The sequence below is a fragment of the Kocuria sp. SM24M-10 genome (genome assembly GCF_001027955.1).
Lineage (GTDB): Bacteria > Actinomycetota > Actinomycetes > Actinomycetales > Micrococcaceae > Kocuria > Kocuria oceani.
This window is the reverse complement of record NZ_LDNX01000057.1, coordinates 1-25,457: the sequence shown is the minus strand read 5'-3', so window position 1 is coordinate 25,457 and position 25,457 is coordinate 1. Positions and strand designations below refer to the sequence as shown.

The 25,457-nt window shown below is 68.6% G+C and carries 23 protein-coding genes; 13 read left to right on the top strand and 10 right to left on the bottom strand.

All coding sequences use genetic code 11. The features are described from left to right. The first annotated feature begins 17 nt into the window (after positions 1-17). The 13 genes from ABL57_RS06865 (at position 18) to ABL57_RS06805 (ending at position 14,902) form a co-directional block, all read left to right on the top strand. Positions 18-803, top strand: coding sequence for an ABC transporter ATP-binding protein (locus ABL57_RS06865; protein ID WP_075871601.1), 786 nt, complete (start codon positions 18-20; stop codon positions 801-803). A gap of 12 nt (positions 804-815) precedes the next feature. Continuing rightward, positions 816-1,682: a sulfite exporter TauE/SafE family protein gene (locus ABL57_RS06860; RefSeq protein WP_047802756.1), complete on the top strand. Its 867-nt coding sequence runs from the start codon at positions 816-818 to the stop codon at positions 1,680-1,682. 90 nt (positions 1,683-1,772) lie between these two features. Continuing rightward, on the top strand, positions 1,773-2,594 hold the full coding sequence (locus ABL57_RS06855) for an RNA methyltransferase (protein WP_047802709.1): 822 nt from the start codon (positions 1,773-1,775) through the stop codon (positions 2,592-2,594). A 148-nt stretch (positions 2,595-2,742) separates the two neighbouring features. Further along, on the top strand, positions 2,743-3,297 hold the full coding sequence (locus tag ABL57_RS06850; RefSeq protein WP_047802708.1) for a hypothetical protein: 555 nt from the start codon (positions 2,743-2,745) through the stop codon (positions 3,295-3,297). 192 nt (positions 3,298-3,489) lie between these two features. Then, positions 3,490-3,750 carry a type B 50S ribosomal protein L31 gene (locus ABL57_RS06845; protein ID WP_047802707.1) on the top strand — a complete coding sequence of 87 codons (261 nt, stop codon included), beginning with the start codon at positions 3,490-3,492 and terminating at the stop codon, positions 3,748-3,750. A gap of 186 nt (positions 3,751-3,936) precedes the next feature. Further along, positions 3,937-5,688 carry a hypothetical protein gene (locus ABL57_RS06840; RefSeq protein ID WP_053004800.1) on the top strand — a complete coding sequence of 584 codons (1,752 nt, stop codon included), beginning with the start codon at positions 3,937-3,939 and terminating at the stop codon, positions 5,686-5,688. A gap of 40 nt (positions 5,689-5,728) precedes the next feature. After that, positions 5,729-6,796, top strand: coding sequence for a biotin/lipoate A/B protein ligase family protein (locus tag ABL57_RS06835; RefSeq protein WP_082157277.1), 1,068 nt, complete (start codon positions 5,729-5,731; stop codon positions 6,794-6,796). A gap of 132 nt (positions 6,797-6,928) precedes the next feature. After that, complete coding sequence (locus ABL57_RS06830; protein WP_238985999.1) at positions 6,929-7,966, top strand: LCP family protein; 1,038 nt, start codon at positions 6,929-6,931, stop codon at positions 7,964-7,966. A 102-nt stretch (positions 7,967-8,068) separates the two neighbouring features. Beyond that, positions 8,069-9,391, top strand: coding sequence for a glycosyltransferase family 4 protein (locus tag ABL57_RS06825; RefSeq protein ID WP_082157276.1), 1,323 nt, complete (start codon positions 8,069-8,071; stop codon positions 9,389-9,391). After that, positions 9,381-11,207 (top strand): glycosyltransferase family 4 protein, encoded by a 1,827-nt coding sequence (locus ABL57_RS06820; RefSeq protein WP_238985998.1) that lies wholly within the window; start codon positions 9,381-9,383, stop codon positions 11,205-11,207. Before ABL57_RS06825 ends, ABL57_RS06820 begins: the two co-directional genes overlap by 11 nt. Next, positions 11,204-12,109 carry an ABC transporter permease gene (locus ABL57_RS06815; RefSeq protein ID WP_238985997.1) on the top strand — a complete coding sequence of 302 codons (906 nt, stop codon included), beginning with the start codon at positions 11,204-11,206 and terminating at the stop codon, positions 12,107-12,109. The genes ABL57_RS06820 and ABL57_RS06815 overlap by 4 nt, the downstream gene beginning before the upstream one ends. Then, entirely contained in the window at positions 12,099-13,022 is a 924-nt protein-coding gene (locus ABL57_RS06810; RefSeq protein ID WP_047802704.1) for an ABC transporter ATP-binding protein, read from the top strand. Before ABL57_RS06815 ends, ABL57_RS06810 begins: the two co-directional genes overlap by 11 nt. After that, positions 13,019-14,902 carry a glycosyltransferase gene (locus ABL57_RS06805; protein ID WP_047802703.1) on the top strand — a complete coding sequence of 628 codons (1,884 nt, stop codon included), beginning with the start codon at positions 13,019-13,021 and terminating at the stop codon, positions 14,900-14,902. Before ABL57_RS06810 ends, ABL57_RS06805 begins: the two co-directional genes overlap by 4 nt. A 371-nt stretch (positions 14,903-15,273) precedes the next feature. Here the strand turns inward: ABL57_RS06805 and ABL57_RS22640 are convergent, their stop codons facing one another. From ABL57_RS22640 to ABL57_RS06770, 10 genes are all read right to left on the bottom strand, one after another. Beyond that, positions 15,274-15,510, bottom strand: a complete 237-nt coding sequence (locus ABL57_RS22640) for a hypothetical protein (RefSeq protein ID WP_203225561.1) — start codon at positions 15,508-15,510, stop codon at positions 15,274-15,276. 609 nt (positions 15,511-16,119) lie between these two features. Continuing rightward, positions 16,120-17,019 (bottom strand): hypothetical protein, encoded by a 900-nt coding sequence (locus tag ABL57_RS21735; RefSeq protein ID WP_152683302.1) that lies wholly within the window; start codon positions 17,017-17,019, stop codon positions 16,120-16,122. Positions 17,020-17,235: 216 nt separating this feature from the next. Next, the gene (locus ABL57_RS21170) at positions 17,236-18,030 is read right to left on the bottom strand and encodes an ATP-grasp fold amidoligase family protein (RefSeq protein ID WP_082157275.1); all 795 of its coding nucleotides are present in this window, start codon (positions 18,028-18,030) and stop codon (positions 17,236-17,238) included. A gap of 568 nt (positions 18,031-18,598) precedes the next feature. Next, positions 18,599-18,988, bottom strand: a complete 390-nt coding sequence (locus tag ABL57_RS21730; protein WP_152683301.1) for a hypothetical protein — start codon at positions 18,986-18,988, stop codon at positions 18,599-18,601. Positions 18,989-19,360: 372 nt separating this feature from the next. After that, positions 19,361-20,473, bottom strand: a complete 1,113-nt coding sequence (locus tag ABL57_RS06795) for a glycosyltransferase (RefSeq protein ID WP_047802702.1) — start codon at positions 20,471-20,473, stop codon at positions 19,361-19,363. Then, positions 20,466-21,119 carry a hypothetical protein gene (locus tag ABL57_RS06790; protein WP_047802701.1) on the bottom strand — a complete coding sequence of 218 codons (654 nt, stop codon included), beginning with the start codon at positions 21,117-21,119 and terminating at the stop codon, positions 20,466-20,468. The genes ABL57_RS06795 and ABL57_RS06790 overlap by 8 nt, the downstream gene beginning before the upstream one ends. Then, positions 21,116-23,230, bottom strand: a complete 2,115-nt coding sequence (locus tag ABL57_RS20645) for a glycosyltransferase family A protein (RefSeq protein ID WP_053004799.1) — start codon at positions 23,228-23,230, stop codon at positions 21,116-21,118. Before ABL57_RS20645 ends, ABL57_RS06790 begins: the two co-directional genes overlap by 4 nt. Next, positions 23,227-23,646 (bottom strand): hypothetical protein, encoded by a 420-nt coding sequence (locus tag ABL57_RS06780; protein WP_047802700.1) that lies wholly within the window; start codon positions 23,644-23,646, stop codon positions 23,227-23,229. Before ABL57_RS06780 ends, ABL57_RS20645 begins: the two co-directional genes overlap by 4 nt. Before the next feature lie 16 nt (positions 23,647-23,662). Further along, the gene (locus tag ABL57_RS06775) at positions 23,663-25,045 is read right to left on the bottom strand and encodes a UDP-glucose/GDP-mannose dehydrogenase family protein (protein ID WP_238985996.1); all 1,383 of its coding nucleotides are present in this window, start codon (positions 25,043-25,045) and stop codon (positions 23,663-23,665) included. Positions 25,046-25,137: 92 nt separating this feature from the next. Continuing rightward, positions 25,138-25,457: RsmD family RNA methyltransferase (locus ABL57_RS06770; protein ID WP_047802699.1), on the bottom strand; the 320-nt coding region annotated here is incomplete at its 5' end.

Below are 25,457 nucleotides of genomic sequence, written 5' to 3'. Positions count from 1 at the left end.
GTCCTAGAGTGGCCGGTATGAGTGCTGTGGTGGAGATGGTGGACGTCAGCGTCGTCCGCGGGCGGAAGACCCTGCTGGATTCCGTGGACTGGGTCGTCAACGAGGGCGAGCGGTGGGTCATCCTGGGCCCCAACGGCGCCGGCAAGACCACGCTGCTGTCCATCGCGGCGGCCCGCCTGCACCCCACCCGCGGCATGGTCGACATCCTCGACGAGATCCTCGGCGCGGTCGACGTCTTCGAGCTGCGGCCGCGGATCGGCCTGAGCTCCACGGTGCTCGCCGGCCAGATCCCGGAGGGCGAGACCGTGCTCAACTGCGTGGTCACCGCCGCCTACGGCGTGACCGGGCGGTGGACCGAGAGCTACGACGACGCCGACGAGGCCCAGGCGCGGCAGCTCATGGCCGCGTGGGGGCTCGAGCCGCTGGCCGAGCGCCGCTTCGGCACCCTGTCCGAGGGCGAGCGCAAGCGCGTGCTCATCGCCCGCGCCCTGATGACCGACCCGGAGCTGCTGCTGCTCGACGAGCCGGCGGCGGGCCTGGACGTCGGCGGGCGCGAGGACCTCGTGGCCCGGCTCGACGAGCTCGCCCGCGACGCGTCGTCCCCGGCCGTCGTCATGGTCACCCACCACCTCGAGGAGGTGCCCGACGCCTTCACCCACGCGCTGCTGCTGCGGGAGGGCCGGGTGGTGGCCGCGGGCCCGGTCCGGACCGTGATGACGCAGAAGAACCTCTCCGAGACGTTCGGCCTGCCCCTGAAGCTGGTGAAGGTGGGCGACCGCTACGCCGCCTTCGGCCGTCCCTGACCGGCCGTCGTGCTGGAGACGCTGACCGACCTCGCCGCCGGCTTCCCGTTCGAGTGGTGGCAGGCCGCCCTCATCCTGCTCGCCGGGGTGGCCGCCGGGCTGATCAACACGATCGTCGGCTCGGGCACCCTGGTCACCTTCCCCGTGCTCGTGACCATGGGCGTCCCTCCGGTGACCGCCTCCATGTCCAACGCCATGGGCCTGATCGCCGGCAACCTCACGGGTGCGTGGCACTACCGCGCCGAGCTCCGGGGGGTGGAGCGGACCCTGCTCAAGCTCGTGCCCGCCTCGGCCCTGGGCGGGGTGATCGGGGCGTGGCTGCTGCTGCACCTGCCCGAGGAGGTGTTCGGCTACGCCGCGCCGGTGCTGATCGTCGTCGCCCTCGGCTTCGTGGTGCTCCAGCCCCGCCTGCAGGCGGTGGTCCGCCGCCGCAAGGACGCGCAGTCGGCCGCCGCCCGCGCGGCCGCCGAGGCCCGGGGGGAGACCCCGCGGCCCATCGACCCGGACCGCGCCGCGCAGCCGGCCTCCCTGTACCTGCTCGTGTTCCTGACCGGGATCTACGGCGGCTACTTCGTGGCCGCCCAGGGCGTGCTCCTGCTCGGCGTCCTCGGGGTGTTCCTGCTGGCGTCCCTCCAGGCGGCCAACGCGGTGAAGGTGGTGCTCGTGGCCGTCGTCAACATCGTGGCCGCGACCTCCTACATCCTCTTCGCGTTCGACCGGATCAACTGGTGGGCGGTCCTGCTCATCGCCCTCAGCTCGTCCGTGGGGGCGTGGGCCGGCGCCAAGATCGGCCGCCGGCTCTCCCCGGTCGCGCTGCGCACGGTCATCGTGGTGCTGGGCGTGGTCGCCCTGGTGAGCCTGGTCGCCGAACTGCTCTGAGCTCCCCGCCCGGCACCGGGCGGGCGCCCGGACCCGGCCCGGCTCGGGCTACCATCGGATCGACCCCCGCCGCCGCCGACGAGAGACCCCGTGACCGACTTCCCCCAGCTCCACCGCCTCGAGTCCGCCGACGACCCCCGGGTGGCCGACTACGCCCGGCTCACCGACGTCAGGCTGCGGCGCAAGCTCGAACCGGAGCGGGGCATGTACATCGCCGAGTCCTCCAAGGTGCTGCGCCGGGCGCTCGCCGCCGGGCACTCGCCCCGGTCCTTCTTCATGGCGGAGAAGTGGCTGGAGGACCTCGCCGACGTGCTCGCCGCCCACCCGGACGTGCCCCTGTACGTCGGCCCGGACGAGGTGCTCGAGCAGATCACCGGCTTCCACCTGCACCGCGGCGCCCTCGCGGCCATGCAGCGCCCCGCACCGGTGGAGCTGGAACAGCTGCTGGCCTCGTCGTCGCGGGTGGCGATCCTGGAGGACATCGTGGACCACACCAACGTGGGCGCGATCTTCCGCTCGGCCGCCGCGCTCGACGTCGACGCCGTGCTGGTCACCCCCCGGTGCGCCGACCCCCTGTACCGGCGGGCCATCCGGGTGTCCATGGGCACCGTGTTCCAGGTGCCCTGGGCGCGGCTGGAGCACTGGACCGCCGACCTGCAGCGGGTCAAGGACGCGGGGTTCACCACGGCGGCGCTCGCGCTGAGCGACGACTCGATCACCCTGCAGGAGCTCTCCGCCCGCCGCGACCGCAAGCTCGCCCTGGTCCTGGGCACCGAGGGGGACGGACTGAGCGCGGCCACCGTCCACCACGCGGACCTCACGGTGCGGATCCCGATGTCCCACGGCGTGGACTCCCTCAACGTCGCCGCGGCCTCCGCCGTGGCGTTCTGGGAGACCCGGCCCGGTCGCTGAGGCCGTCGATCGTAACGGTTCGGGCGTCGATCCCCTTCTCACCAGGGCCGTTGGCATCTGCGAAGACTATCCTGGAGGCGTCCGCCGTCGCTGCGACAACCGCGGCACCAGCCGGCGGCCGGCGGGCGGACGACCGAGAAGGTGTGTCATGAAGAAGTTGATCTCATGGCTGGCGGCACTGGTGCTGGCCATGGGGCTGGGGCTCATCGTCCCCGGCAGCGCGAACGCCGCGGCCCCGTACTGCGGCATCACCTGGGGATCCGGGGCGAAGGCCCGCAGCGGCGAGGCCAGCACACCGCGCTACCCCCACGTCACCGACGTCCGGGCGGGGGAGCACGCCTGCTTCGACCGGCTGGTGATCGACCTGGACGGCCGGCTGCGGGGCTACGACGTCCGCTACCGGGCGTTCACGGGCATCGGCTCCGGAGACCCGATCGCCCTGCGCGGACGGGACCTGGTGATCACCGCCCACGCCCCGGCCTACGACGACCGCGGCGAGGCCACGTACACGTTCCGCAACGGCTCCGAGCTCGTGGACGTCGCCGGCTACCGGACCTTCCGGCAGGTCGCCTGGGGCGGGAGCTTCGAGGCGCGGACGTCCGTCGGCCTGGGGGTCCGGGCCCGGCTGCCGTTCCGCGTGTTCGTCCTCGACGGGCCGGGCGACGGCTCGCGGCTCGTGGTCGACGTCGCCCACCGCTGGTGATCGGACCGGACCTCCCCGCCCGGGGGCGTGAAGTCCGGGCGGGGATCCGGTAGGCTGGAGCGCTGGTGCCTCCCGCACGGGACCGCGCGCGCGTCCGTTCCACGGGACCGCGGCCGGACGACGACGGCGCACCGTCCACCGAGCGAAACCGTGCCTGGCAAAATCCAGGCACCGACAGAAGGTTTGAACCCCATGAAGACTGACATCCACCCGGACTACCACCCGGTCCTCTTCCGCGACCTGGCCTCCGGCAAGACCATCCTGACCCGTTCCACCGCCACCTCGCAGAAGACCGAGACGTGGGAGGACGGCAACGAGTACCCCATCATCGAGGTCGAGATCTCCTCGGAGTCCCACCCGTTCTACACGGGCAAGCAGCGCATCATGGACTCCGCCGGCCGCGTGGAGCGCTTCAACGCCCGCTTCAAGAACTTCGGCAAGTCCGGCAGCTGACGCCCGTCCCGCCCGCGGGATCCCGCAGCGCCGCACGCAGGCCCGGACCGGATCGGTCCGGGCCTGCGTCGTGCCCGGGCGGTGACGCACGGTACGCCGGCGGGCCAGTGGTGGATCCCGGCGCGGCCGCCGCCCGGGCGGCTACAGTGAGGGTTGCCGCCCCCCTCCGCCCCCAGGAGCCTCCTCGTGCACCGTCCTTCCCTGCCCCTGCTCGCCGTCAGCCTCGTCCTGGCCCTGGGTGGATGTGGCGACAGCGCCACCGTGCCGGGCGCCCCGGACGCTCCGACGGCCACTGCAGCCCTCCCGCTCACCGCGCTCGACCCGTCCGAGATCGCCGACCGGCGGGAGCTGCCCGAGCACTACCGTCAGCCCGTGCTTCCCGGAGCGGATCGACAGCCGCAGGACAGCGCGACCGTCACGGTCTCCGCCGAGCCCACGGGCGAGGACTACGCCCACGGCGGCGTGGGCCTGTCCTTCGAGGCCACGGACCTTGCCGATGAGCGCCTCAGCGCCGAGAACACCGACCTGGTGCACCTGGTCGGCCAGATGGACCGTCCCACCCTGCGCTTCGGCGGCAACTCCGTGGACCGCCGCTTCTTCTTCACCGCGCAGAACGAGGAACCGCCCACGGACTGGCCGCTGCGGCCGGGCGAGCAGCTCACCACGGTGGACCCCGCAGACCTGGACCGGGTCGCCGGCTTCGCCGAGGCCACCGGCTCCAAGGTGGTCCTGGGCGCCAACCTCGCCACCGAGGACCCGGAGCGCGCTGCCGAGCTCGTGCACCACGCACAGGACGCCTTCGGGGACGACCTGATCGCGGTGATGGTCGGCAATGAGCCCAACGGCTACTACAAGGGCGAGGGGGAGCGGCTCACCATCAAGGACGAGGGGTGGGACATCCCCGCGTACCTGGAGGACCTCACCGCCTACACGGAGGCGATCCGCGCCGAGGTGTCGGGGACCACGATCACCGCGCCGGGCGCCTACGCCCCCGACTGGTGGGAGGCGGTCCTGGACTCCGGGATCGAGGACCTCGTCCTCGCCGCCCACCAGTACCCGCTCTCCTCGTGCGACGGCAGCACACCCCGCCAGGAGCCGACGATGGACAACCTCGTGGCCGGGTATACCCGGGACAACGTCGACCGGTTCCTGGGCATCGCCGTGGACCAGGCGCGGGCGGCGGGGGTGCCCGTGTGGCTGACCGAGACCTCGGTCTCCGCGTGCCTGGGCAGCAACGACATCACGCAGACCCTCGGCGCGGCCGTCTTCGCCGCCGAATACTCCCTGCGCGCGCAGTCCCTCGGGGTGGAGCGGTTGGTCCACCACTCCTCCCTGGAGCAGTGCGCCGGTGGGCCGCCCATGTCCCCCGTGTGCGCCTCCGGCACCCGGGGGGACGCTGGGGAGGCCTTCTCCCTGCGCGCCAACCACCTCGGCACGGCCCTGGTGGGGCAGATTCCCGACGGCGACTTCCTCACCACCACCGTGGCGGGCAGCGAGGACGTCACCGCCTACGCCGTCGACCACGGCGCGGGCGACGACGGCCGGGAGCAGGTCACCGTGGCCGTGACGAACTTCGCCGACCCCGCCACCGCCGAGCGCACCCCGGTGACCCTGCGCCTGCCGTTCGCCTACCGGGACGCCGTCATGAGCCAGCTGGGCGGACCCGAGTGGGACGCGGCGTTCCCCACCGCACAGCTCTTCGACGTGGACCCCGACAGCGGGGACCGGCGCACCGAGGACGCCGACGGGCGCACGCAGGACCTCGACACCGCGCTCACCGAGATCGGCCCCGGCCACGTCTCCGTCGACGGCTGGGGGCTGCCCGTGATCCCTGCCGATCAGCGGCCGCGGGTCGCCGGGGCCGAACCCGGCACCGAGGAGCTGACGATCTCCCTGAACCCCGGCACCGTCACGGTGCTCACGATGACCCGGGCGTAGGCTGGCCGGGACCGGCAGCGGACGACGCGGGAGGACATGGATGAACCAGCAGGAACGGCACCACGGGGAGTTCAAGGTGCCCGGTGGCAAGCTCGTGGTCGCGGACCTGACGGTATCCGGGACGCGGCTGAGCCAGGTCTCGATCAACGGGGACTTCTTCCTGGAACCGGACGAGGCCCTCGACGACATCAACGCCGCCCTCACCGGCCTGAGCACCGACGCCACCCGGGACGAGATCGTCGCGGCCGTGCGCACCGCGCTGGCCGAGGACGCCGTGCTGTTCGGCTTCTCCCCGGAGGCCGTCGCCACCGCCGTGCGCCGCGCGCTCGCCCGGGCCACCACCTGGGAGGACCACGAGTGGGAAGTCATCCCGCCCACCGTCCGGCCCACCCTGGACAACCTGGCCCTCGACGAGGTCCTGGCCCGCGAGGTGGGCGCCGGCCGCCGCCGCCCGGCGCTGCGCCTGTGGGACTGGGAGGAGCCCTCCGTGGTCATCGGCTCCTTCCAGTCGCTGCGCAACGAGGTCGACCCGGAGGGCGCGCGCCGGCACGGGATCTCGGTGGTGCGCCGCGTCTCCGGCGGCGGGGCCATGTTCATGGAGGCCGGCAACTGCATCACGTACTCCCTCTACCTGCCGCAGACCATGGTGGACGGGATCAGCTTCACCGAGTCCTATCCGTTCCTCGACCAGTGGGTCATGCAGGCGTTCCGCCAGATGGGGCTCGAGGCGTTCTACGTCCCGCTCAACGACATCGCCACCGAGCACGGGAAGATCGGCGGCGCCGCACAGAAGCGCTTCGCGGGCGGGGGCATGGTCCACCACGTCACCATGAGCTACGACATCGACGCCGAGAAGATGACCGAGGTGCTGCGGATCGGCCGCGAGAAGCTCTCCGACAAGGGCCATCGCTCCGCCCGGAAGCGGGTGGACCCGCTGCGCCGGCAGACGGGGATGTCCCGGGAGGCGGTCGTCGAGAAGCTGATGGAGGTGTTCTCCGGGCGCTACGCGGCCGTGGAAGGCTCGGTGAGCGCCGCCGAGGCCGCCGCCGCTCGCGAGCTCGTGGCGGCCAAGTTCGCCACCCCGGAGTGGATCGCGCGCGTTCCCTGACAGGTGCTTCGGCGTCCGGTGCCGCGCTCGCCCCGCCTGCGCGGTGCGGTCCGGGGCCGCCACCAGGGGCGACGCCGTAGGATGTCGCCCAGCGGTCCCCGTCCGACGCCGGACCGGGACCGCCCCCCCCTGATGACCACCTATCCCGGAGCGCCCATGTCGATCGACGACCGTGACCTCACCCGAGCCGACCCCGCACCGCGCCGGCGGCATCCGGTCCGCACCGTCCTGCTCGTCCTGGTGACGCTGCTGCTCGTCCTGGTGCTGCTCGCCGGGCTCTTCGTGTGGAACCTCGGCCGGACCTTCGACGACCGCAAGCGGACCCTCGGCGAGGCTTTTCCCGCCGAATCCGCCCGCCCCAGCGCGGGCTCGACCATGGACCGGGGCACCACCGTGCTGCTCCTGGGCGCCGACCGCCGGGTCGAGGCGCAGGAGGAGGCCGGGGCGCGGGCCGACGCGATCATGCTGGTGCACGTCCCCGAGGAAGGGGGCGAGGCCTATGTCCTGTCGATCATGCGCGACACGTGGGTGGAGATCCCCGGCGTGGGCGAGGCGAAGATCAACGCGGCCCTGGACCACGGCGGTACGGCCCTCATGGTGCAGACCGTGGAGGACCTCTTCGGCACCCGTGTGGACCAGGTGGCCGAGGTGGACTTCGAGGGTTTCCAGGGTCTCACCGACGCGATGGGCGGCGTCACCGTCGACGTCCCGCAGGACTTCGTCTCCCGGGAGAAGAACATCGTCTTCGAGCAGGGTCCCCAGACCATGGACGGGGAGACGGCCCTGGAGTTCGTCCGGGAGCGCTACGCGTTCGCGGACGGTGACTTCCAGCGCGTCCAGAACCAGCGCGCCTACGTGCAGGCGGTGATGGACCAGCTCGCCAGCACGCAGACGCTGACCAACCCGGGGCGCCTGCACCGCGTGGTCGCCGAGTTCTCGCCCTATCTCGAGGTCAGCGACGGCCTCGACGCCGGGTGGATCACCGGACTGGCCCCCGACCTGGCCGGGCTGAGCGCGGGCGACATCCAAATGCTCACCGTGCCCAACCAGGGCATCGGCGTCTCGCCGGACGGCCAGTCCATCATCGTCGCCGACGAACAGGCCATGCAGGACATCGGTGTCGCCATTTCGGAGGACAATATGGATGAGTATGTTGCTACTCTGAACTGACCGACCACCGTCCGCTCCCGCATCCCCTGTGCGGCGGGCGTCCCATCCGCAGCTCGCCCCGGCTCCACCGGGACGGCGCCTCTTGACCCCCGCGAGAGAGCCATGCAGCACACCCCCCGTCCCCTCCGCCTGCTCGTGCTCACCCATTCGTACTGGCCCGAGCACTCGCCGCCGCAACGGCGCTGGTCGTCGTTGACCCGGTACCTCGTCCCCTCCGGCTGGGACGTGTCCTTCCTCGCGCCGGCCCCGCGCTTCCACGGAGCGGCCGAGACGACCGTGCAGCGGTCCGCCTGGGGTCGTACGACGGGCCCGCAGGGGGAGACGATCCACCGGGTGCCGAACCTGAGCACCGGGCACGGCCGGGGCAGCAAGCTCGCCGACCAGCTGTTCACCGCCGCCGCCTCGGCCGTGCGAGGGCTCTTCACCGGGCCCGCCGACGTCGTGCTGGTGACCGCGCCCTCCCTGCCGCTGCTGGCCTCGGGCTGGTTGCTGGCCCGGCTCAAGGGTGTGCCCTTCGTCGTGGAGATGCGGGACGCCTGGCCCAACCTCGCCGAGGACGCCAACCTGGTGCGCAGCGGCGGCAAGAGCCTGATCAACCGGGTGGTGGAGTGCGTGCAGAACCACGCCGACCTCGTGGTCACCGTCACGGAGGGCTTCGCCCGGACCCTCCGCGAGCGGGGCGTGCGCTCCGTGGTCGCGATCCGCAACGGCGTGGTGCTGGGGAACACACCGCGGCTGCTTCCTCCTCCCCGGGGCCGCGAACGGCTGGAGGTCCTGTACCTGGGCAACCACGGGGAGAGCCAGAACCTCGAACGCCTCGTGGAGGCCGCGGCGCTGGTCGGGGACCGGATGCGCCTGACCATGGTCGGCCAGGGCAGCCGGAAGGACTCTCTGCAGGAGCTCGCGTCCCGGCTGGAGGCCCCGGTGCGCTTCCTGCCCCCCGAGTACGGCAGCGCGGTCTTCGAGCGCTACGCCGAGGCGGACTCGGTGGTGGTGTCCCTGCGGGACGACTGGAAGTCCTTCGACGCCACGATCCCCTCGAAGACCTACGAGGTGCTCTCCGTGGGCCGGCACATCACCGCGATCGTGCGCGGGGAAGCCGCGCGGGTGTTCGCGGACGCCGGGGAGGGCGACGTCGTCAGCGGCCGCCCCGCCGACGTCGCCCGCCTGTGGGAGAACCTGATCGAGGACCCCGCCCGGCTCCGGCCCCGTTCCTCCGGCCGGGCGTGGGTGGCCGAGCACGCGGAGTACTCCGACCTGGCGGCCCGGTACGACGCCCACCTGCGGGCCCTCGTCGCCGCGGCGGGAGCCGGCCCGGTTCCCCGCACCTCCCCGCAGACCGGGTCCTCGCGCCCGGTGCGCGCCGACGCCGTGGCACGCGGACGCGCGGCGGCCGCGGCCGTGGGAGACCACCGTGCCGCGTGAGGCCGCGGCGCGCCGCCGCGCCCTCCCACCGCTGCGCCGGCTCGGCGCCAACGCGACCATGACGGCCGCCACCGTGCGGGAGCACCTGACCGACGACCCCGTGGTGTTCTGGACACAGGTGGCCCGGCGCCTGCCCGCCCGGGCCGTGCGCCCCGCGGCGCGGGCCCTGCTGGCGGCTCCGTGGCCCGCCACGGAGGCCACCGCCGCCCACGTGCTGGGGCGGGACGACCGGGCGGTCGAACGGCTGAGCGGCGCGGAGGACGGACGCTTCGGCGACGCGACCACCCGCCGCCTGGCCGACGTCGCGCTCTCCATGGGACGGGTCGAGGAGGCCGACCGGCTCCTCGACCTCGTGCCCGCGCACGCGCCCGGCCGCGCCGGGACCAAGGCCCGCCGGGACTGGCACCTGGGCCGGATGTCGGAGGCCGTCGTCGGCCTGCGCCGGGCCGTGGCCGCCGGGCGCGCCACCCCGGGGGAGCGGCGCCAGCTGCGCCGCTACGAGGACGAGCTGCGGCTGTTCTCCGGGTGGCGGCCCACGCTGATGACCGTGATCGGCTACCGCCCGGAGCCCACCTCGGTGCTGCACGTCCTCACGAACTCGCTGCCGCACACCCACAGCGGCTACACCCAGCGCACCCACTCGCTGCTCACCGCCACCGCCGCCCGTGGCTGGACCGTGACAGCCGTGACGCGACCGGGCTATCCCGTGCAGGTCGGCAAGTTCGCGGCGGGAACGGTCGACGACGTCGACGGCGTCCACTACCACCGGATCCTGCCCGCCCGCCTGGCGGGGACCGCCACCGGGCGCCTGCAGCAGGAGGCGGAGGCCGTCCTGCAGCTGGCCCTGCGCACGCGGCCCGCCGTCCTGCACACCACCACCCACTTCGTGAACGCCCTGGTGACCCGGGCGGTGGCCGAGGCGCTGGGCATCCCGTGGGTGTACGAGGTCCGGGGACAGCTGGCCGACACCTGGGCCTCGTCCCGGCCCGCGGAAGCCGCCGAGAGCGAGCGGTACCGGCTCTTCGGCGCCCGGGAGGCCGAGGCCGTGGCCTCCGCGGACGACGTGGCGACCCTGGGCCGGACGATGAGCGAGCGCGTCCAGGCCCTGGCCCACCGGCAGCCGGCGGGCCCCGTGACCCCGAGGATCGCCCCGAACGCCGTGGGGGACGTGTACCTGGAGGAGCCGCTGCCGCTCGGGCAGGCCCGCCGGGCGGTCGGCCTGCCCGGAAATGCCCGCGTCCTCGGGACCGTCACCAGCGTGGTCGAGTACGAGGGCCTCGACGACCTGCTGCGCGCCGCGGCGATCCTGGCGCCGCAGATCCCCGAGCTGCTCGTCGTCGTCGTCGGGGACGGCGCCGCCCGCCCGGGGCTGGAGGCCCTGGCCGCCGAGCTCGGCATCGCCGATCGGGTCCGGTTCCCCGGCCGGGTTCCGCGGCACGAGGCGGTGCTCTACCACCACGCCTTCGACGTGTTCGTCGTCCCGCGCAAGGACCGGGCCGTGACCCGCGCCGTGACCCCGCTCAAGCCGGTGGAGGCACTGGCGACCGCGACCCCCGTGGTGGCCTCCGCGCTGCCCGCCCTCGCCGAGATCGTGGCGGACGGGATCACCGGCCTGCTGACGCCCGCGGAGGACCCGGAGACGCTCGCCACGGTGCTCGAGATGCTCCTGCAGTGCCCCGCCGTTCGCCGCTGCCTGGGGGAGGAGGGCCGGCGGCGTGTCCTCGCCGAACGGACGTGGGACACGGTGGCCTGCGCTACGGTGGAGGCCTACCAGCGTCTGACCAGCCCCGACACCGTCCAGGAGGCCTCCGCGTGATCCTGCGGTTCACCCCCGAGCGAGCCTGCTGGTTCAGCTCGGGCCCGGCGCCGCGCACCGTGGGCTTCGACTCGTCCCAGCTCAACGCCGTGGGCGCTCGGCCCCCGCTGACCGAGTACCTTGTCCGGCTGTACGGCAGCCGCCACTTCGTGCTCTACGACGCTCGCGTGCGGCTCTCGGTGAGCCAGGAGCACACCATGCTTGGCAAGGCGTGGCTGGTGCTCAACCCCGTCCTGCTGGGCCTGACGTTCCTGCTCATCTTCGGGCTGCTGCTGGGCACGGGACGTGGCGTCGACAACTTCATCGCCTACCTGCTGGTGGGCATCATGATGTTCACCTACTCCTCCCGCGCCATCGTGGCCGGCGCCCGGTCCATGGCCTCGGGCCGGGCCCTGATCCGCGGCTTCAGCTTCCCGCGGGCCGCCCTGCCCTTGTCCATCAACCTGCGGGAGTTCATGAGCCAGGGGTTCGTGCTCGCGGCGATGCTGGTCATGGTCCTGGTCATCCCACCGCTGGAGCCGGTGACGTGGCGGTGGTTCCTGCTGCTGCCCATCGTGGTGCTGCAGAGCATCTTCAACTGGGGCTTCGGCATGCTCATGGCCCCCTTGGTGCACCGGATCCCGGACGTGAGCAACCTGCTGTCCTTCTTCATGCGGATCTGGATGTACTCCTCCGGCATCTTCTACGACCCCTCCCGGTTCGTGGAGGACGAGCGGCTGCTCCTGCTCTTCGAGGCCAACCCGCTCTACCAGGTGCTGTCCATGAGCCGCGACTGCCTGCTCTACGGCGTCACCCCGGCCTGGTGGCAGTGGACCGTCCTGGTGGTCGCCGCTCTCGGCACCTGGCTGGTGGGCCTGTGGGTGTTCTGGCGCAACGAGGAGAGCTACGCCAATGAGCGCTGAGACCCGTCCCGCCGCCGCGGCCCGGCGCCGGGGCGCCATCCGCAACCCCGCCGTGGTCGTCGACGACGTCACGGTCGTCTACACCGTCACCAGCACCGGAGGCGGGGAGGAGGTCCCGGTGTCCCGCGCCGTCCGCCTGGCGCGACGGGCCCTGGGCCGCCCGCCCATCGTGCGCAACCGGGCGCTGGACGGCGTCACCCTCGCCGTGGCCGAGGGGGAGTCCGTCGGCTTCATCGGCCGCAACGGCTCGGGCAAGTCCACCCTCATGAACGTCGTCGCCGGGCAGCTCAACCCCACCTCCGGCCGGGTCTACGCCGCCGGCACCCCCGCCAAGCTCGGCGTCAACGTCTCGCTCGTCCCCGCACTGTCCGGGGAGCGCAACATCCGCCTCGGCTGCCTGGCCCAGGGCATGACCCCCGCCCAGGTGGACGCGAAGATGGACGAGCTGGTGCACATCGCCGCCCTGGACAAGGCCCTGCACTGGCCGATGAAGGCCTACTCCTCCGGGATGGCCGCCCGGCTGCGGTTCGCCGTGGCCACGGCCACGGACCCGGAGATCCTCATCCTCGACGAGGCGCTGGGCACCGGCGACGCCCAGTTCCAGGACCGCGGCAAGGCGCGGATGCAGGAGATCCGGGACCAGGCCGGCTGCATCCTCTTCGTCTCCCACTCGATGGGCGAGGTCCGGCAGATGTGCTCCCGGGTGGTGTGGATCGACGAGGGCGCCCTGGTCATGGACGGGAGCCCGGAGGACGTCATTCCCGTCTACGAGCGCTTCATGCAGGAGCTCGCCGCGGGCAACAACCGCAGCGGGGAGCGGATCCGGGACGACGCCCGGCGCGACATGATCGGGACCGTCCTCGACGACGTCTCCGCCCCGCGGGACACACCGCCCCAGGACGGGACCGCATGACGGCGCCGGCGTCGCCGTTCGTGCTGCGCACCGCCCTGTGGCACCTGCGCCACGGCGGCCCCCGCGCCGTGGCGAAGTACCGGCGACGGCTGCGGGTGCCGGCCGCGGTCCCGGCGGCCGCCACCCGGGCCGCCGGCGGACTCGACTTCGCCCCCGCGCAGTGGCCCGAGCGGGCCCCCGTCCATCCCGGCGTCACCGCCGCGGTGATCCTCGACGACTTCTCCCGGCGCGCCTTCGCCTACGAGTGGAACCAGGTCCCCCTGACGCGAGACGGGTGGCGGGAGCAGCTCGCCGCGCAGCCGGTGGACCTGCTGTTCGTGGAGTCCGCCTGGCACGGCAACGGGGACGAGTGGCAGTACCAGCTCACCGGCGCCTCCGGGGTCAAGCAGCCGTTCCGGGACCTGCTGGCCCACTGCCGGGAGCAGGGCATCCCCACGGTGTTCTGGAACAAGGAGGACCCGCCGCACTACGAGGACTTCCTCGAGTGCGCGGGCCTGTTCGACCACGTCTTCACCACCGACTCCGGGCGGGTGGAGTCCTACGTCCGGGACCTGGGACACGACCGGGTGGGCGTGCTGCCCTTCGCCGCCCAGCCCGCCGTGCACCGCCCGGTCCGTCCCGCCCGAGGGTTCCACGCCCGGGACGTCGCCTTCGCCGGGATGTACTTCGCTCACAAGTACCCGGAGCGGCGGGCGCAGATGGACCTGCTGCTGGGCGGGGCCGCGGACGTCAGTCCCCGCATGGAGCACGGCCTGGAGATCTTCTCCCGCTATCTAGGCGACGACGAGCGCTACCAGTTCCCAGCCCCGTTGGACGAGCGCGTGGTCGGCTCCCTGCCCTACGAGCGGATGCTCACCGCCTACAAGGCCTACAAGGTATTCCTCAACGTGAACTCGGTGGTGGACTCCCCGAGCATGTGCGCCCGGCGGATCTTCGAGATCACCGCCTCCGGCACCCCGGTGGTGTCCACCCCGTCCGCGGCGATCCGCCACTACTTTCCCGCCGACGAGCTGCCGGTGGCCGAGGACCGCGAGCACGCCGGGGACCTCGTCCGGGCTCTGGTGCGCAGCCCCGAACTGGCCGACCGGATGGTGCACCGCGCCCAGCGGACCATCTGGACCGAGCACACCTACAGCCACCGGGTGGCCCAGGTGCTGAGCGCGGCGTTGCCCGGGCAGACGCCTGCGCCGCGGCTGCCCAGCGTGTCGGTGCTGCTGAGCACCAACCGCCCGCACCAGCTCGGGCACGCCCTGGGCCGGGTCGCGGCCCAGGTGGGCGTGGACCCGGAGCTGGTCCTGGTCTGCCACGGCTTCGACCCTGTAGCCCACGGCGTCGCCGAGCTCGTGGCCGCCTCCGGGCTGAGCACCGTGCGGGTCCTGGAGGCGGGGGACGATTCGAGCCTGGGGGAGTGCCTCAACCTGGCCGTGCGCGCCTCCAACGGGGAGGTGCTGGCCAAGATGGACGACGACGACTGGTACGGCCCGCACTACCTGCTCGACCAGCTCCACGCCCTGCGCTACTCCGGCGCCGACCTGGTCGGGAAGCAGGCCCACTACATGTACGTGGCCTCCCAGGACGCCACCCTGTTGCGCTTCGCCGAGCGCGAGCACCGGTTCACGGACTTCGTCATGGGCCCCACCATCACGGGCCACCGGGCGGTGTTCGAGCGGATCCCCTTCGAGCGCCGGACCACGGGGGAGGACTCCGCGTTCCTGGCGGCCGCGGTGGACGCGGGGCACCGGATCTACTCCGGCGACCGCTTCAACTTCCGGCAGTACCGCGGCACCGGGCACCACACGTGGGACGTCAGCGACGCCCACGCTCTGGCCAGTGGCGAGGTCAAGTTGTTCGGAGCTGTGCTGGAACACCTAGACGTCTAAGCCATGCACGAATTCGGAAGCCCATGGGCCAGTGGTCGGTTACGAATAACTGACGAGTGGCCCGTCTTTAAAGTGGTTGAGCGGTTAGCTCTGTTGAGGATTTTGGTGCTGGTCCTGGTCCACACGAAGGGGTGGCAGCGGTCGTTCCAGCCGGTGACAAAGGCCCCGATCCGCTCGTTGCGTCTGGGACTGAGGCGACGTCGGCTCGGTAATGTACCAGGCGCTCAATGACGCCGAACCACATCGCCACGAGGTCTGAACACGAGGCCGTCGTCGGTGTGTCGTGTACCCGGAACCGCAGATTCGCCGCCAGCAAGGCCAACTCCGGCGGGGGTCTTGTGCACCGCGTCGTTGTCCAGCACCAGGCGCAGTTACTGATCCGAGTAAGCCCGGGCCGCCTGCTTCAGGAAGGCCAGGAACTCCTGGCGCCGGTGCCACGGCTTGCACGCGGCCGTGACATGTTCGATGGCGATCCCCAAAGCCGCGAACATGGTTGAGGTCCAGTGCCGGATGTAGTCACGGGTGGCCCTTGCAGGCTTTTGCAGCTTCATCGGCAACGCCGCGGAGATGCGCTCGCGCGCCTGGATCTGGGCTTCTACTCCACGCACAGCATGATTGCGTTCTCCGGCGGGACCAGATAAAGACCCACGCCGTCGACGACCTTGGCCACCATGGTGAGGTCGATGCCTGGCCGGGCGACCAGCAGCCGGGATGAGCAGCGGGCGACCCCGAGCTTTTTCGGCGGGCACCGCGGGGGTCGCGCTCGCCTGGTGGTCAATCCGCCGCGACCGCCCCAACCGCTCCTGGTCGGCCGGCCCGGCGATGCCGGCTTGCCTGCATCGGGCCAGCCAGGTAATCACGGTGTTGCGGATCGTGCCGACCTCTTGAGTAATTCCGGTGTTGAAAACCCGTCGTCGGCCAACGGCACGATTCGCGCCCACTGGGCCAACCCGCCCGCACCGAGGTAGAGCGCATCAGCCGCTACAGCGTCTTCCGGTCGCCCTGGCGCAACGGCAACGGGGCCGCAGGGTGATCTGCCATGACCCACGATCTCACCCCGCCAATCGTTGGATTACTTCAACCCCTCGGAACTAGAGTCTTGGAAACTGCTAATGACTACCATGCGAATGTATGCAGCAATGAAAGCGGATGCCGAAGCTCACAAAGAATCCTGGCAAGTAACTTGTTGGGCGTCCTTAGCATTGTGCGGCTTCCCGTCAAAGGGCAGGAGGGATTTCTACCGCTTTCTGTAGGCCTGCGGCGAGGCCGATGCGAAACTGCTCGGGCGAAGGCGGATTGTGGCGAAGGGAGCCCTCATACTCCTGTACCCAAAAGCGTCCGAGGTTACCACCGCGGGCCGCAGCCCCCAACAAAGGCAACCAGTGCTTTTGATAATGAAATTCGTTGCGATTGATTACAGCAAAAACGTAGTTATCCAATGGATGCTCATATCTACGCATCGCAGACACTCGATCGTCGAGGACAGCAGTCCAGTCCTTGGAAAAGTCCACGGAGGATAACCCGCCAGGAGCTATTTGTGGCCAAACGGCGAGCAGGTAGGTGTGTTGGGGCCCCCAATACTTATTATCCGCCAAGTACCCATAGATAGAAGTTTGCGGGTTTATGGGCACAGCCAAAGAACCGGGGGTGAGGGCCGATACCTGAAGAGCGGCAAATCCGCCACCGCTCGAACCAGAAAAAACGATGCGCGTGGCGCCGATCGATCGGGCCGCGATCAGGGACCAATCGGCAATGATCTGCTGCACGTCCACCCCGTCCCAGCCTGTGTACCATGCGAGCTGCATGGATTTACCCAAAAGGATAGTCGGATCGGAAAAATACAAAGCACTGACGTCGAACTGACTGATCGACCTCAGCCGTTCAAACCGGGGCGGCGTCTGGGTCTTGAGATCCAGGGCGCCGTGCAGGTTTACGACTAGAATGTCGCTACCCTTGTTGACAAGCAGAGCATCGAGAGGCTTTCCTCCGGGGAGCTCGTGCCTGTATCGTGAGGCGCCTAGCTTGGAATCAGGGGAAAATTCATCCAGGGTGGCGACGTTTGCAATCGGAGCATTGAGGCCGCCCTCCTCAAGGTCGTGGAGGGGTATGGGGGACATATCTTATTCACCTATCAATGTTTTTTTGTGGTTACCAGGAATTTAAATGACACGTGACCCAATGTCACGGAGGCGTAGATCGGGAGGTCGGTTCAGTGCCCGATCGTGCGGTACTCGGTGCGGCACTCCATTCGTGTAGGGGTTGGCGTAGGCAATAACAGACACGCAAAAAGCGATGCATCGCGACGTATCACTTTCGATCGATGCCTTAGACGTCTAACGTCCGAGTCGAACGAGGGCCTCTTCCCACATTTTTCCAGCCACGGTGTCCTGTGCTTCGGACGGAACAAAGTATTTGCCGAAGTAGAATCCCCCGGGTACCAAAGTGATTTCCCCAAGTACAGGTCCCCGTGTTGTCGCATACATGTCGATGCTTGCGAACGGCGTTGGGACCGCTGTTGAAGCGCGTTTTGCCAGGGCGAGCAGGCGCGACCATTCAACGGGTCGACAGGGTTCCTTCAAGGTCAAGTACTTTTCATTGGTGTAGATTCGATCATCGGTAATGGGTACGAAATTGCCATCGTACCAGGCGACCCGGGTGCGACCGTCGTTCCGGTCGAGCTGAAGAATGAAGGCGACGTCTCCCTGAAAGCAGTACGCTTTGTAGTCCTGCGGAATGAGGCCTCCGCCTGAGTCGACAATTTTTTCCTCCACGATGGTGGGCTTCCCGTCTTTTTTGGGATGCTCGTCATGGATCTTCAGTTGTTTCTCAATGATGTCGTGGAGCGTCAACTCCTTGCGGGTCATGGCGTCGTAAAAGCCATTGTCGGTCCTGGACAAAACCATTACGCCAATGGACGACGAATGATACGTGGGCTTCAATACAAATTCATCAGGAAGGCCTTCAAGGACGATATCGGAAGGGTGCCTAAAATTACGCAAGACCTTGACTGTAGGAATTCCGACGACATCACAAAAGTCATAGCATTTCAGCTTGTCGTGCAAGTGCCAGGGCGGCTGAGGGTGCTCGCGGCCTTCGCCACGGTTTTTTAGGTGTTCTATGAATTTCATAATGCCTTCCTTTTTTCCTGTCGGCAACTCATATGGGCTCGGTCCGACCCGCCTGCGAAGCACGTCGAGTGTAGTTAGTGCTGACACACTTCTATCAGTATATCCTCCACGTCTGTGGGTGCGTCGGTGAGAGAAGGCGTGTTCATTGGCTGACAATGAAATATGGGTGCCTTCTTCGGGGAGACGGCGTTAGCTAGACATGGCGCGGGTCAAAGGGGTTGCGGATGCCGATTGCTGGATGACCGTGTGTAGACGCCCGAAGCAGCAGGCGTGTCCTCTCAAACAAGTAGACAAGGCTTCTCGTTGGCTACGTTGGGCATGACCGTGTGGGGCTAATGATGCTCGGTAATCGCTGTTAATACCGGAGCCCGCCATGGCGAGGCGGTCCCCACACCGTCACTTTCGGGCGCACGCTCGGTTAGAGGGGGCGAGTGCTCTAGCTACCATACGCCAGAAGCGTGTTCTTCCGATTTGACAATGGCGCTGAATACTGCGGGGCTGGCAGCGTAAGAGCGGTGCGCTCCACATGCGCCCGAGGGGCACCGCCGTATGAAATTCGGGTTATTTCTTACCCGTCGATTTCGTCGATTTTTTCCTCAAGGTACGACGCATATTCCTTTTTGGCAACTCTTCGGTACCAGTCCTTATGGCTCTCGCCATCGTGTGCCTTACGAAATTCCTCGGCTGTGGTGTACCTGGTCCGAGAGGCGTCATAGACGGCATCCTTTGGGCTGATTTTCCAACGCGCTTCAAATCGCTCCGGTGTCAAGAACTCGGACGAAGTGAGATCGGCAACCATCTGCGTATTCTCGCCCGTGGCATCGGTGGATGACATGTTGGTACTGGTTGCCTGGTGTAGCCCGCTTGCGTCCGGGGACGACGAGCAGGCACTGAGCCCTCCGATGACCAGGGCGACGCCCGCGGCGGTCAGTGTGCCAGCCTTGACTCCTTTGTGCATGCCGTTTCCTTCCATCAGTGTACTAAAGTCAGGTTGTATGTGGCCTTTTTGCTATCGCGGCAGGTGCTGTGACCCTTGCGAATGGGAAACAATATCAACTGGTAATGTTTTCTAGGCAGAAGAATGTGTTCCCTGTGTTGGGATGGCTGGTTTGTTAGTTGGGATTGATTTAGCTCAAAACCCGTCAAAGTGGAGCGTAACCAGCATGTGCGGCGATTGCCCGAGGATGTATTCCCGGCTAATTGAGCGAGTGTCGATGCTGCAGACAGGCGGGAGGCCGTGAATACGGGGACCGTAAAAACTGTTTTCCTAATCCCCTTGAGGCATTTTTTTGATTTGTCGGCGGAGGTATGGCCGTGGACCGGGCTCGTCTTATTCACATGCGTGATGTCGCCCGGTGAGCACCTGGAGGACCCTGGCGTCGATGGCACTCTGCATTCGGTCGTGCAAGGCCCTGCGGGACTCCTCCTGAATGGACGAATACCGGTCGGCATCCGCGAGGTCACGGAAGAGTCGGTCGTAAGACCATTCACTGCCTCCACGGATGGGGTAGTCACCGAAGTTCGACGCGATGGCCGCTGCTCGATTTTCGCCCCACGCCGGCCCCACGATGCCTCGCGCACCGGCGGCGATTGTGGGCGTCCCCGCGACCATGCTCTGCAATCCGGCCCGGCCGGCGGTGATGCTGAGGTAGGAGCGCTTGAGGAACTCTGGCAACACCGCGGCGTCCACCCAGCCGTGCATCTGGCCCTGGACATTGGGGAAGGCTTGCTCCAGGTCGTCCAGCACGCTGCGGATGCGCAGCTCTTCGGGCCCGCCGCCCAGCACGTCGACCACCACTTGAAGGTCGGGGTGCGCCGCCGTCAACGGTTCTGCGAGCCGGCGCAGCACGTCCATCTGACTGCGCTTATCTGGAGTCAGCCTCGACGCGAGGAGAATGTGCAACTGTCCGTCGGCGATTTTCTCCTGGCGCGCGGGCATTGCCGCGTCGAACCGCTCGTTCGGAATGCCGTTGGGGACAACGGTGATCTTTTTCGCCGGCACCCGGCAGAAGTCCACGAGGAAGTCCCTCAGCACTTCGGCGGTCACACCGATGGCCTCAACCTTGTCATGCCACATGTATACGTAGTCGTGATTGAACCCATGGAACATCGCCACGACCGGCGCTCCCGTACGGCGCGAGACCTCCAGCGACAGTTCCCGCGACGTGAATGGTTGCGTGTAGATGACGTCGTAGGGGCCGCCGTCGACGATCTGGGGCACGGTGTTCCGCCAAGCGGCCCAGTCGACCTCGACCACGGCAGCTCCTGCAGTCCTCAGCGCGTCGGCGAACTGGCCCGGCCGGGCGACGGCCGTCACGGCCAGTCCCGCGTGCAGACAAGCCTTGGCCGCGAACAGGACGTTCTCGTGCAGTCCGCCCCAGTCCGCCACGGTGTATGCAGGGAGGAGTACGTGCCGGACGCTGTGATCGAGTGCCTCAGTCATCGAGGACCGCGATTTCCAGTCCGAGCCCGACCGCATCGAACATCGGGCGCAACTTCTCGAGCTGGTCATGATCCGCCAGGCGGGGCGGTACAAGAATGGTCCCCGCCTGCAGTTCTGCCGCGTACATCAACGCCACCGCCAGACCTCGCTTGAGGTTCAGCGGATGACCGTCATCCATGGCCGAGGCGTTGAAGGCGTTGGAACCCACATCGATCCCGGACATGGTCGCCAAGCGGCCGAAGTACTTGTCGGCCGGCAACAGGTTTAGCACCACGGTGTGGATGCGGCGGTTGCTGTTCGAAACGCGCTGGGCCACCGGGCCGTCCGAAACGTACAGCCCGAGCGCACCGGAGGACTTGATCTGTGCATCCTCGGAGACCGGTGTAACGGAGACGGCGGAGTCCGAGAGGTAGTCAGTGATGGCGGCCACAGTCTCGGGGTCACCGGTGTAGGGCAGCTGGAGTCGCGCATCCACGTAGTCGCCGAACGCCAACGCCGTCGCCACTGCGATGTAGTTGGCGTTGACGGCATTGGGGGTGGCGTCCAGGTAGAGGAAATCGACGTCCGGCCTGGCATCCAGGGGATCGTAGGAGTGGATCTGTAGTCCCGATCGCCCGGTCTTGTCCCGCTCGTAGGTGCACTTCATGCGTCTTGCCTCGCTCCTTCGATGAATTCGGTGAGCGGTGCCTCGGCGACCAGGAAGGCCTGGCCCCGTAGCTCCGGTGACAGTTCGTTCAGCCGTTTGTCGGCCTCGGATATGTCCTCGTACCCGAGGACGTTGTACGAGGCGGCCTGGGACCGTCCGAACACGACGGTCCACTCCCGGTGGGAGGCGGCGCCGTTTACCGGCACATCCGCCTCGCCGGGCAACAACAGTAGAGCCGGCTCGCGACCCTTGCGGCTCAGCGCTTTCAATAACGTGGGCACCCGGTCCGAGATCGCACGGCTCACGGCGTATGCCTCGTCCCATTGACCTCCGGATTCGGGCGTTTCGCGGCCCTCGGAAAGGTCGCGACGGAGGGTGGCGTGAATCGTTCCGGTGATTCCGTGCTCGGCCAGCACCGGGAAGTCCCGGATCTTCAAGTCCAGAAGTTCACCGGTCTCGAACTTCCGGTCGTTGTCGTGATCGACCTCGCCGAGGACGTAACCCGTGTCCGCCAGCTTGTCGAGAGTGAGCGCCTTGTTGGCGACAGCGGCGGAGACCTTCATCGTGCGGTACACAAGATGGTCCGGCAGGTATGGAGCGAGGTGGCCCAGCAGGTCCGCCTTCTCCGGAATTCCGGGCCACCCGATGGTCTTGCTCTTCTCCTTGAGCTCCGCGATGTTCTCGTAGGAGGCGGGAACCTGAACCGTGAAACGAGTCAAGTGGGCGGCGAACTTCTGCCGGCTGACGTCGGTGATGCTGACCTGCGCGGGGTGGATGCGGCGCAAGAACATGATCTTTCCGGTGTGCTGCCACTTCACGCCGCTGCGCATCATGCGGATCGACAGATTGTGGTCGACCGCGCTGGAAAGCGTCTCGTCGTATTTCAGGCGGCGCACGTAGGCCGTGGGCACCAGCCACGTAGCGTGCCCGGGGGACTGCCCGTTGGTGAAGACGGTACCGTGGATGAACTCCTGCTTAGTGGTGTGAAGCACCATGGCTGCGGTCTCGTTGTCGAAGTTGACCCAGGACCCGTAGCTGGCGTGGTGCTCGTCGTCGATGGCGTTCAGGCTCGTGGCCAACCGCTCGGGGAGCATGATGTCGTCGTCGTCGTGAACTGCGGTGAAGAAACCGCGAGACACTGCGGCAGCGGCGTTGCGGGCCGCTGCGATGCCCTGATTTTCCTGTGTCAGCAAGCGGACGCGCCGATCCCGGTAGGAGCGCACGACGTCGACGGTCTCGTCCTCGCTGCCATCGTCGACCACGATGAGCTCGAAGTCACCGAACGTCTGACCGAGCACCGAGTCGATGCTGTCCTTGATGTAGTCGGCCCTGTTGTAGGTCGAGATCACTACGGAGACCAAGGGGCGGTCGGGGTTGCTCGGGTACGTCCAGGACTGCAGGTTGCGGATGGGTCGCTTGTTCTTCTCGACCGTGGCGCGGGTCTGCCGGATGGCCACCGCGTCCGCCGGCGGACAGAAGCGGGCGTCGGCCGCAGATGCCTCGCCCGGTGCGATGCTGAACAGGAGGCAGTGGCGCGGTGGGAGGAACTTCACCGAATTGCCCATCCACGTCAGGCGGTAGACAAGCTCGCTTTCGGAGTCGTTGGGAACGGTGCTCTTCTCGTCGAGTCCCCGCACAGCGTTCCACTGCCAGAAGGTGAGCGTCAGCAGGCGGCCGCGGCTCATGCGCGGGCGGGTGGCGAACGCGGGTCCCGAGCTACCGCGGACGGCGAAGTCCTCGCGCGCCGGACCCGAGTCGACAAACGGTAGGACCGACACCACTCGGCTTTGCTGGGGTCCGTCGATCACGCGTAGGCCGGCCTCGATGGCTTCGTCGGTGAGCTCGGCGGGGCCGTCGAGTAGGCTCAGGAACTCCGTGCCGTCTGCCCCGGCCGCCCCGGCCGCGAGGTTGATGCGTTGCGCGCGGTTCTTCACGCGCCCGTCGCTCAGGTGGAGCCTGCTGACGTTCTTCGGCAGTGGGAAGTCGAGCTGGTCGGTGCCGCTCGTGACGATGATGGCTCGGTGACGGGTGACACCGGCGAAACACCGGCGCACCAGGTCTTCATCGAAGTCCTGTGCGTCCATGATGACGGTCGTGGATCGGTCGGTCATGCGACGGCCTCCATTTCGGCGACCCCGGCTACGGAGATCGCAGATGCGGTCGAGTTTGCTGAGCGGTTGGGAGAGCAAACGTAGTGCAGCGATGCGATGACGTCGGGGACGTCCACGTCCGACTTTCCCCAAGGGGTCAATCGGACGATTAGTTCGTGCACCGATCGATCGAGCAGTAGTGGCTTTAACAGGTAAGTGCCCTGAGGCTCCATGGTCGGCAGATAGCAATACGGCGAGTTTGTAGCCTTGGAGAAGGTCCAGGAGAAGTGGTCCGGTTCCAAAGCCACTCCCTCGGTGTCCCTGGCTTCCACCGTGGCGATCAATTGCTTCTTTTCAACACGCGTGGCCGTGTTCCGGACGTAAAACTGAATCGTGGTCGTGGGGACAGGAAGCCGGATGTGAGCGATGCTTTCCATAGTTTGGTCTCCTTCTTTATCGGGCTGTGTCAGAGCCGATGAGCGCTTTTCGGGCGCCGACCGGGTCGCTGTCGACACCGGCGAGGGCCCGGCGGCCGAGGGCGTGGTAGTCCCAGCCGGCGGCGGTCCAGGTCTCGGGGTCGAGCACGTTGCGCCCGTCCAGGATCTGCGGCACGGCCACCAGCGGGTCCAGCTGCTCGGGGGTCATCGTCTTGAACTCGGCCCACTCGGTCAGCAGCACCACGACCTCCGCACCGGTGACGGCGGCCGCCAGGGAGTCCACGTAGTCCAGGCGCGGATAGCGCTTGGCGGCGTTGGCGTTGGCCTTGGGATCGTAGACGGCCACCTCGGCGCCGATCGAGTGCAGCCGGGCGGCGATGTCCAGGGCCGGGGAGTCGCGCACGTCGTCGGAGTCGGGCTTGAAGGCCGCCCCGAGCACGGCCACCTGCTTGCCCACCACGGAGCCGCCGAGCATCGCGGTGACGGTGTCCACGGTGTGCCCGCGGCGGCGGACGTTGATGTCGTCGACCTCCGCCAGGAAGCGCACCGACTGCTCCACGCCCAGCTCCGCGGCCCGCGCCCGCAGGGCCCGGATGTCCTTGGGCAGGCAGCCGCCGCCGAAGCCCACCCCGGCGTTGAGGAACTTCCGCCCGATCCGCTCGTCGAGGCCGATCGCATCGGCCAGGGTGCGGATGTCCCCGCCGACCGCCTCGGTGAGCTCGGAGAGGGCGTTGATGAAGGAGATCTTGGTGGCCAGGAACGCGTTGGCGGCGACCTTCACCAGCTCGGCCGTCTCGAAGTCGGTGACGATCAGCGGCACGCCCGCCTCCAGCTGGCGGGCGTAGACCCGGCGCATCACGGCCTCCGCGGCCGGCTCCTCCGCGCCCAGCACCATCCGGTCCGGTGTCAGGGTGTCCTCCACGGCGTAGCCCTCGCGCAGGAACTCCGGGTTCCAGACCAGGGACACGTCCACCCCGTCTCGCGCCGAGGCCTTCGCCAGATCCGCCAGCCGCCGGGCCGAGCCGACCGGGACCGTGGACTTGCCGGCGATCACGCAGTCGCGCGTGGCGGCCGCGGCGATCGAGCCGACGGCGGCGTCCACGTAGCGCATGTCCGCCGCGAAGGACCCGGGCCGCTGGGGCGTGCCGACGCCGACGAAGTGCACGTCGCCGAAGGCCCCGGCCTCCTCGTAGCTGGTGGTGAAGCGCAGCCGCCCGGTGTCCACGTGCTTGCGCAGCAGCTCGCCCAGTCCTGGTTCGTGGAAGGGCAGCTCCCCGCGGGACAGGGCCTCGACCTTCGCCGGGTCCACGTCCACGCCCAGGACCTCGAAGCCCATCTCCGCCATCGACGCGGCGTGCGTGGCCCCCAGGTAGCCCGTGCCCAGAACCGTGATCTTCATGGACGTCCTCCGTCTCTCCCGGGCCGCCGGGCCCGTGCTCGTTGTTGCCTGTCGCATCTTGTCAGGGCCGGGGCGCACAGCGGCGCACCTGCTCAGCGCGGCGCGCCGGGCGGCGGCGCGGATGTGAGCGCCGTCTCGGCGAACCACGTGGTGGTCTCCCCGTGCCGCTTCTGCTCGAAGCGGCGCAGTCCGGACGGCCACTCCGGCTCGGGCGAGCGCGAGGAGCGCTCGACCACGACCACCCCGCCCTCGCCCAGCCGGCCCACCAGTGCCGCCAGCACGGCGCTCAGCTCGCGTTCGCCCAGCGGGTAGGGCGGGTCGGCGAGCACCAGGTCCCAGGGGCCCGCCGCGGGATCGGCCAGGTAGGCGGCGACGGCGCCCTGGTGGACCGCGACGACGTCGTCGCGGCCCA

Excerpts from the sequence above, each read along its gene's own strand:
- ABL57_RS06845 (WP_047802707.1), top strand. The coding sequence starts at position 3,490 with ATGAAGACTGACATCCACCCGGACTACCACCCGGTCCTCTTCCGCGAC.
- ABL57_RS06825 (WP_082157276.1), top strand. The coding sequence starts at position 8,069 with ATGCAGCACACCCCCCGTCCCCTCCGCCTGCTCGTGCTCACCCATTCG.
- ABL57_RS20645 (WP_053004799.1), bottom strand. The coding sequence starts at position 23,230 with ATGACCGACCGATCCACGACCGTCATCATGGACGCACAGGACTTCGAT.
- ABL57_RS06835 (WP_082157277.1), top strand. The coding sequence starts at position 5,729 with ATGAACCAGCAGGAACGGCACCACGGGGAGTTCAAGGTGCCCGGTGGC.
- ABL57_RS06795 (WP_047802702.1), bottom strand. The coding sequence starts at position 20,473 with ATGACTGAGGCACTCGATCACAGCGTCCGGCACGTACTCCTCCCTGCA.
- ABL57_RS06805 (WP_047802703.1), top strand. The coding sequence starts at position 13,019 with ATGACGGCGCCGGCGTCGCCGTTCGTGCTGCGCACCGCCCTGTGGCAC.
- ABL57_RS06810 (WP_047802704.1), top strand. The coding sequence starts at position 12,099 with ATGAGCGCTGAGACCCGTCCCGCCGCCGCGGCCCGGCGCCGGGGCGCC.
- ABL57_RS21170 (WP_082157275.1), bottom strand. The coding sequence starts at position 18,030 with ATGAAATTCATAGAACACCTAAAAAACCGTGGCGAAGGCCGCGAGCAC.
- ABL57_RS21730 (WP_152683301.1), bottom strand. The coding sequence starts at position 18,988 with ATGCACAAAGGAGTCAAGGCTGGCACACTGACCGCCGCGGGCGTCGCC.
- ABL57_RS06790 (WP_047802701.1), bottom strand. The coding sequence starts at position 21,119 with ATGAAGTGCACCTACGAGCGGGACAAGACCGGGCGATCGGGACTACAG.
- ABL57_RS21735 (WP_152683302.1), bottom strand. The coding sequence starts at position 17,019 with ATGTCCCCCATACCCCTCCACGACCTTGAGGAGGGCGGCCTCAATGCT.
- ABL57_RS06830 (WP_238985999.1), top strand. The coding sequence starts at position 6,929 with ATGACCACCTATCCCGGAGCGCCCATGTCGATCGACGACCGTGACCTC.
- ABL57_RS06850 (WP_047802708.1), top strand. The coding sequence starts at position 2,743 with ATGAAGAAGTTGATCTCATGGCTGGCGGCACTGGTGCTGGCCATGGGG.
- ABL57_RS06780 (WP_047802700.1), bottom strand. The coding sequence starts at position 23,646 with ATGGAAAGCATCGCTCACATCCGGCTTCCTGTCCCCACGACCACGATT.
- ABL57_RS06865 (WP_075871601.1), top strand. The coding sequence starts at position 18 with ATGAGTGCTGTGGTGGAGATGGTGGACGTCAGCGTCGTCCGCGGGCGG.
- ABL57_RS06775 (WP_238985996.1), bottom strand. The coding sequence starts at position 25,045 with ATGAAGATCACGGTTCTGGGCACGGGCTACCTGGGGGCCACGCACGCC.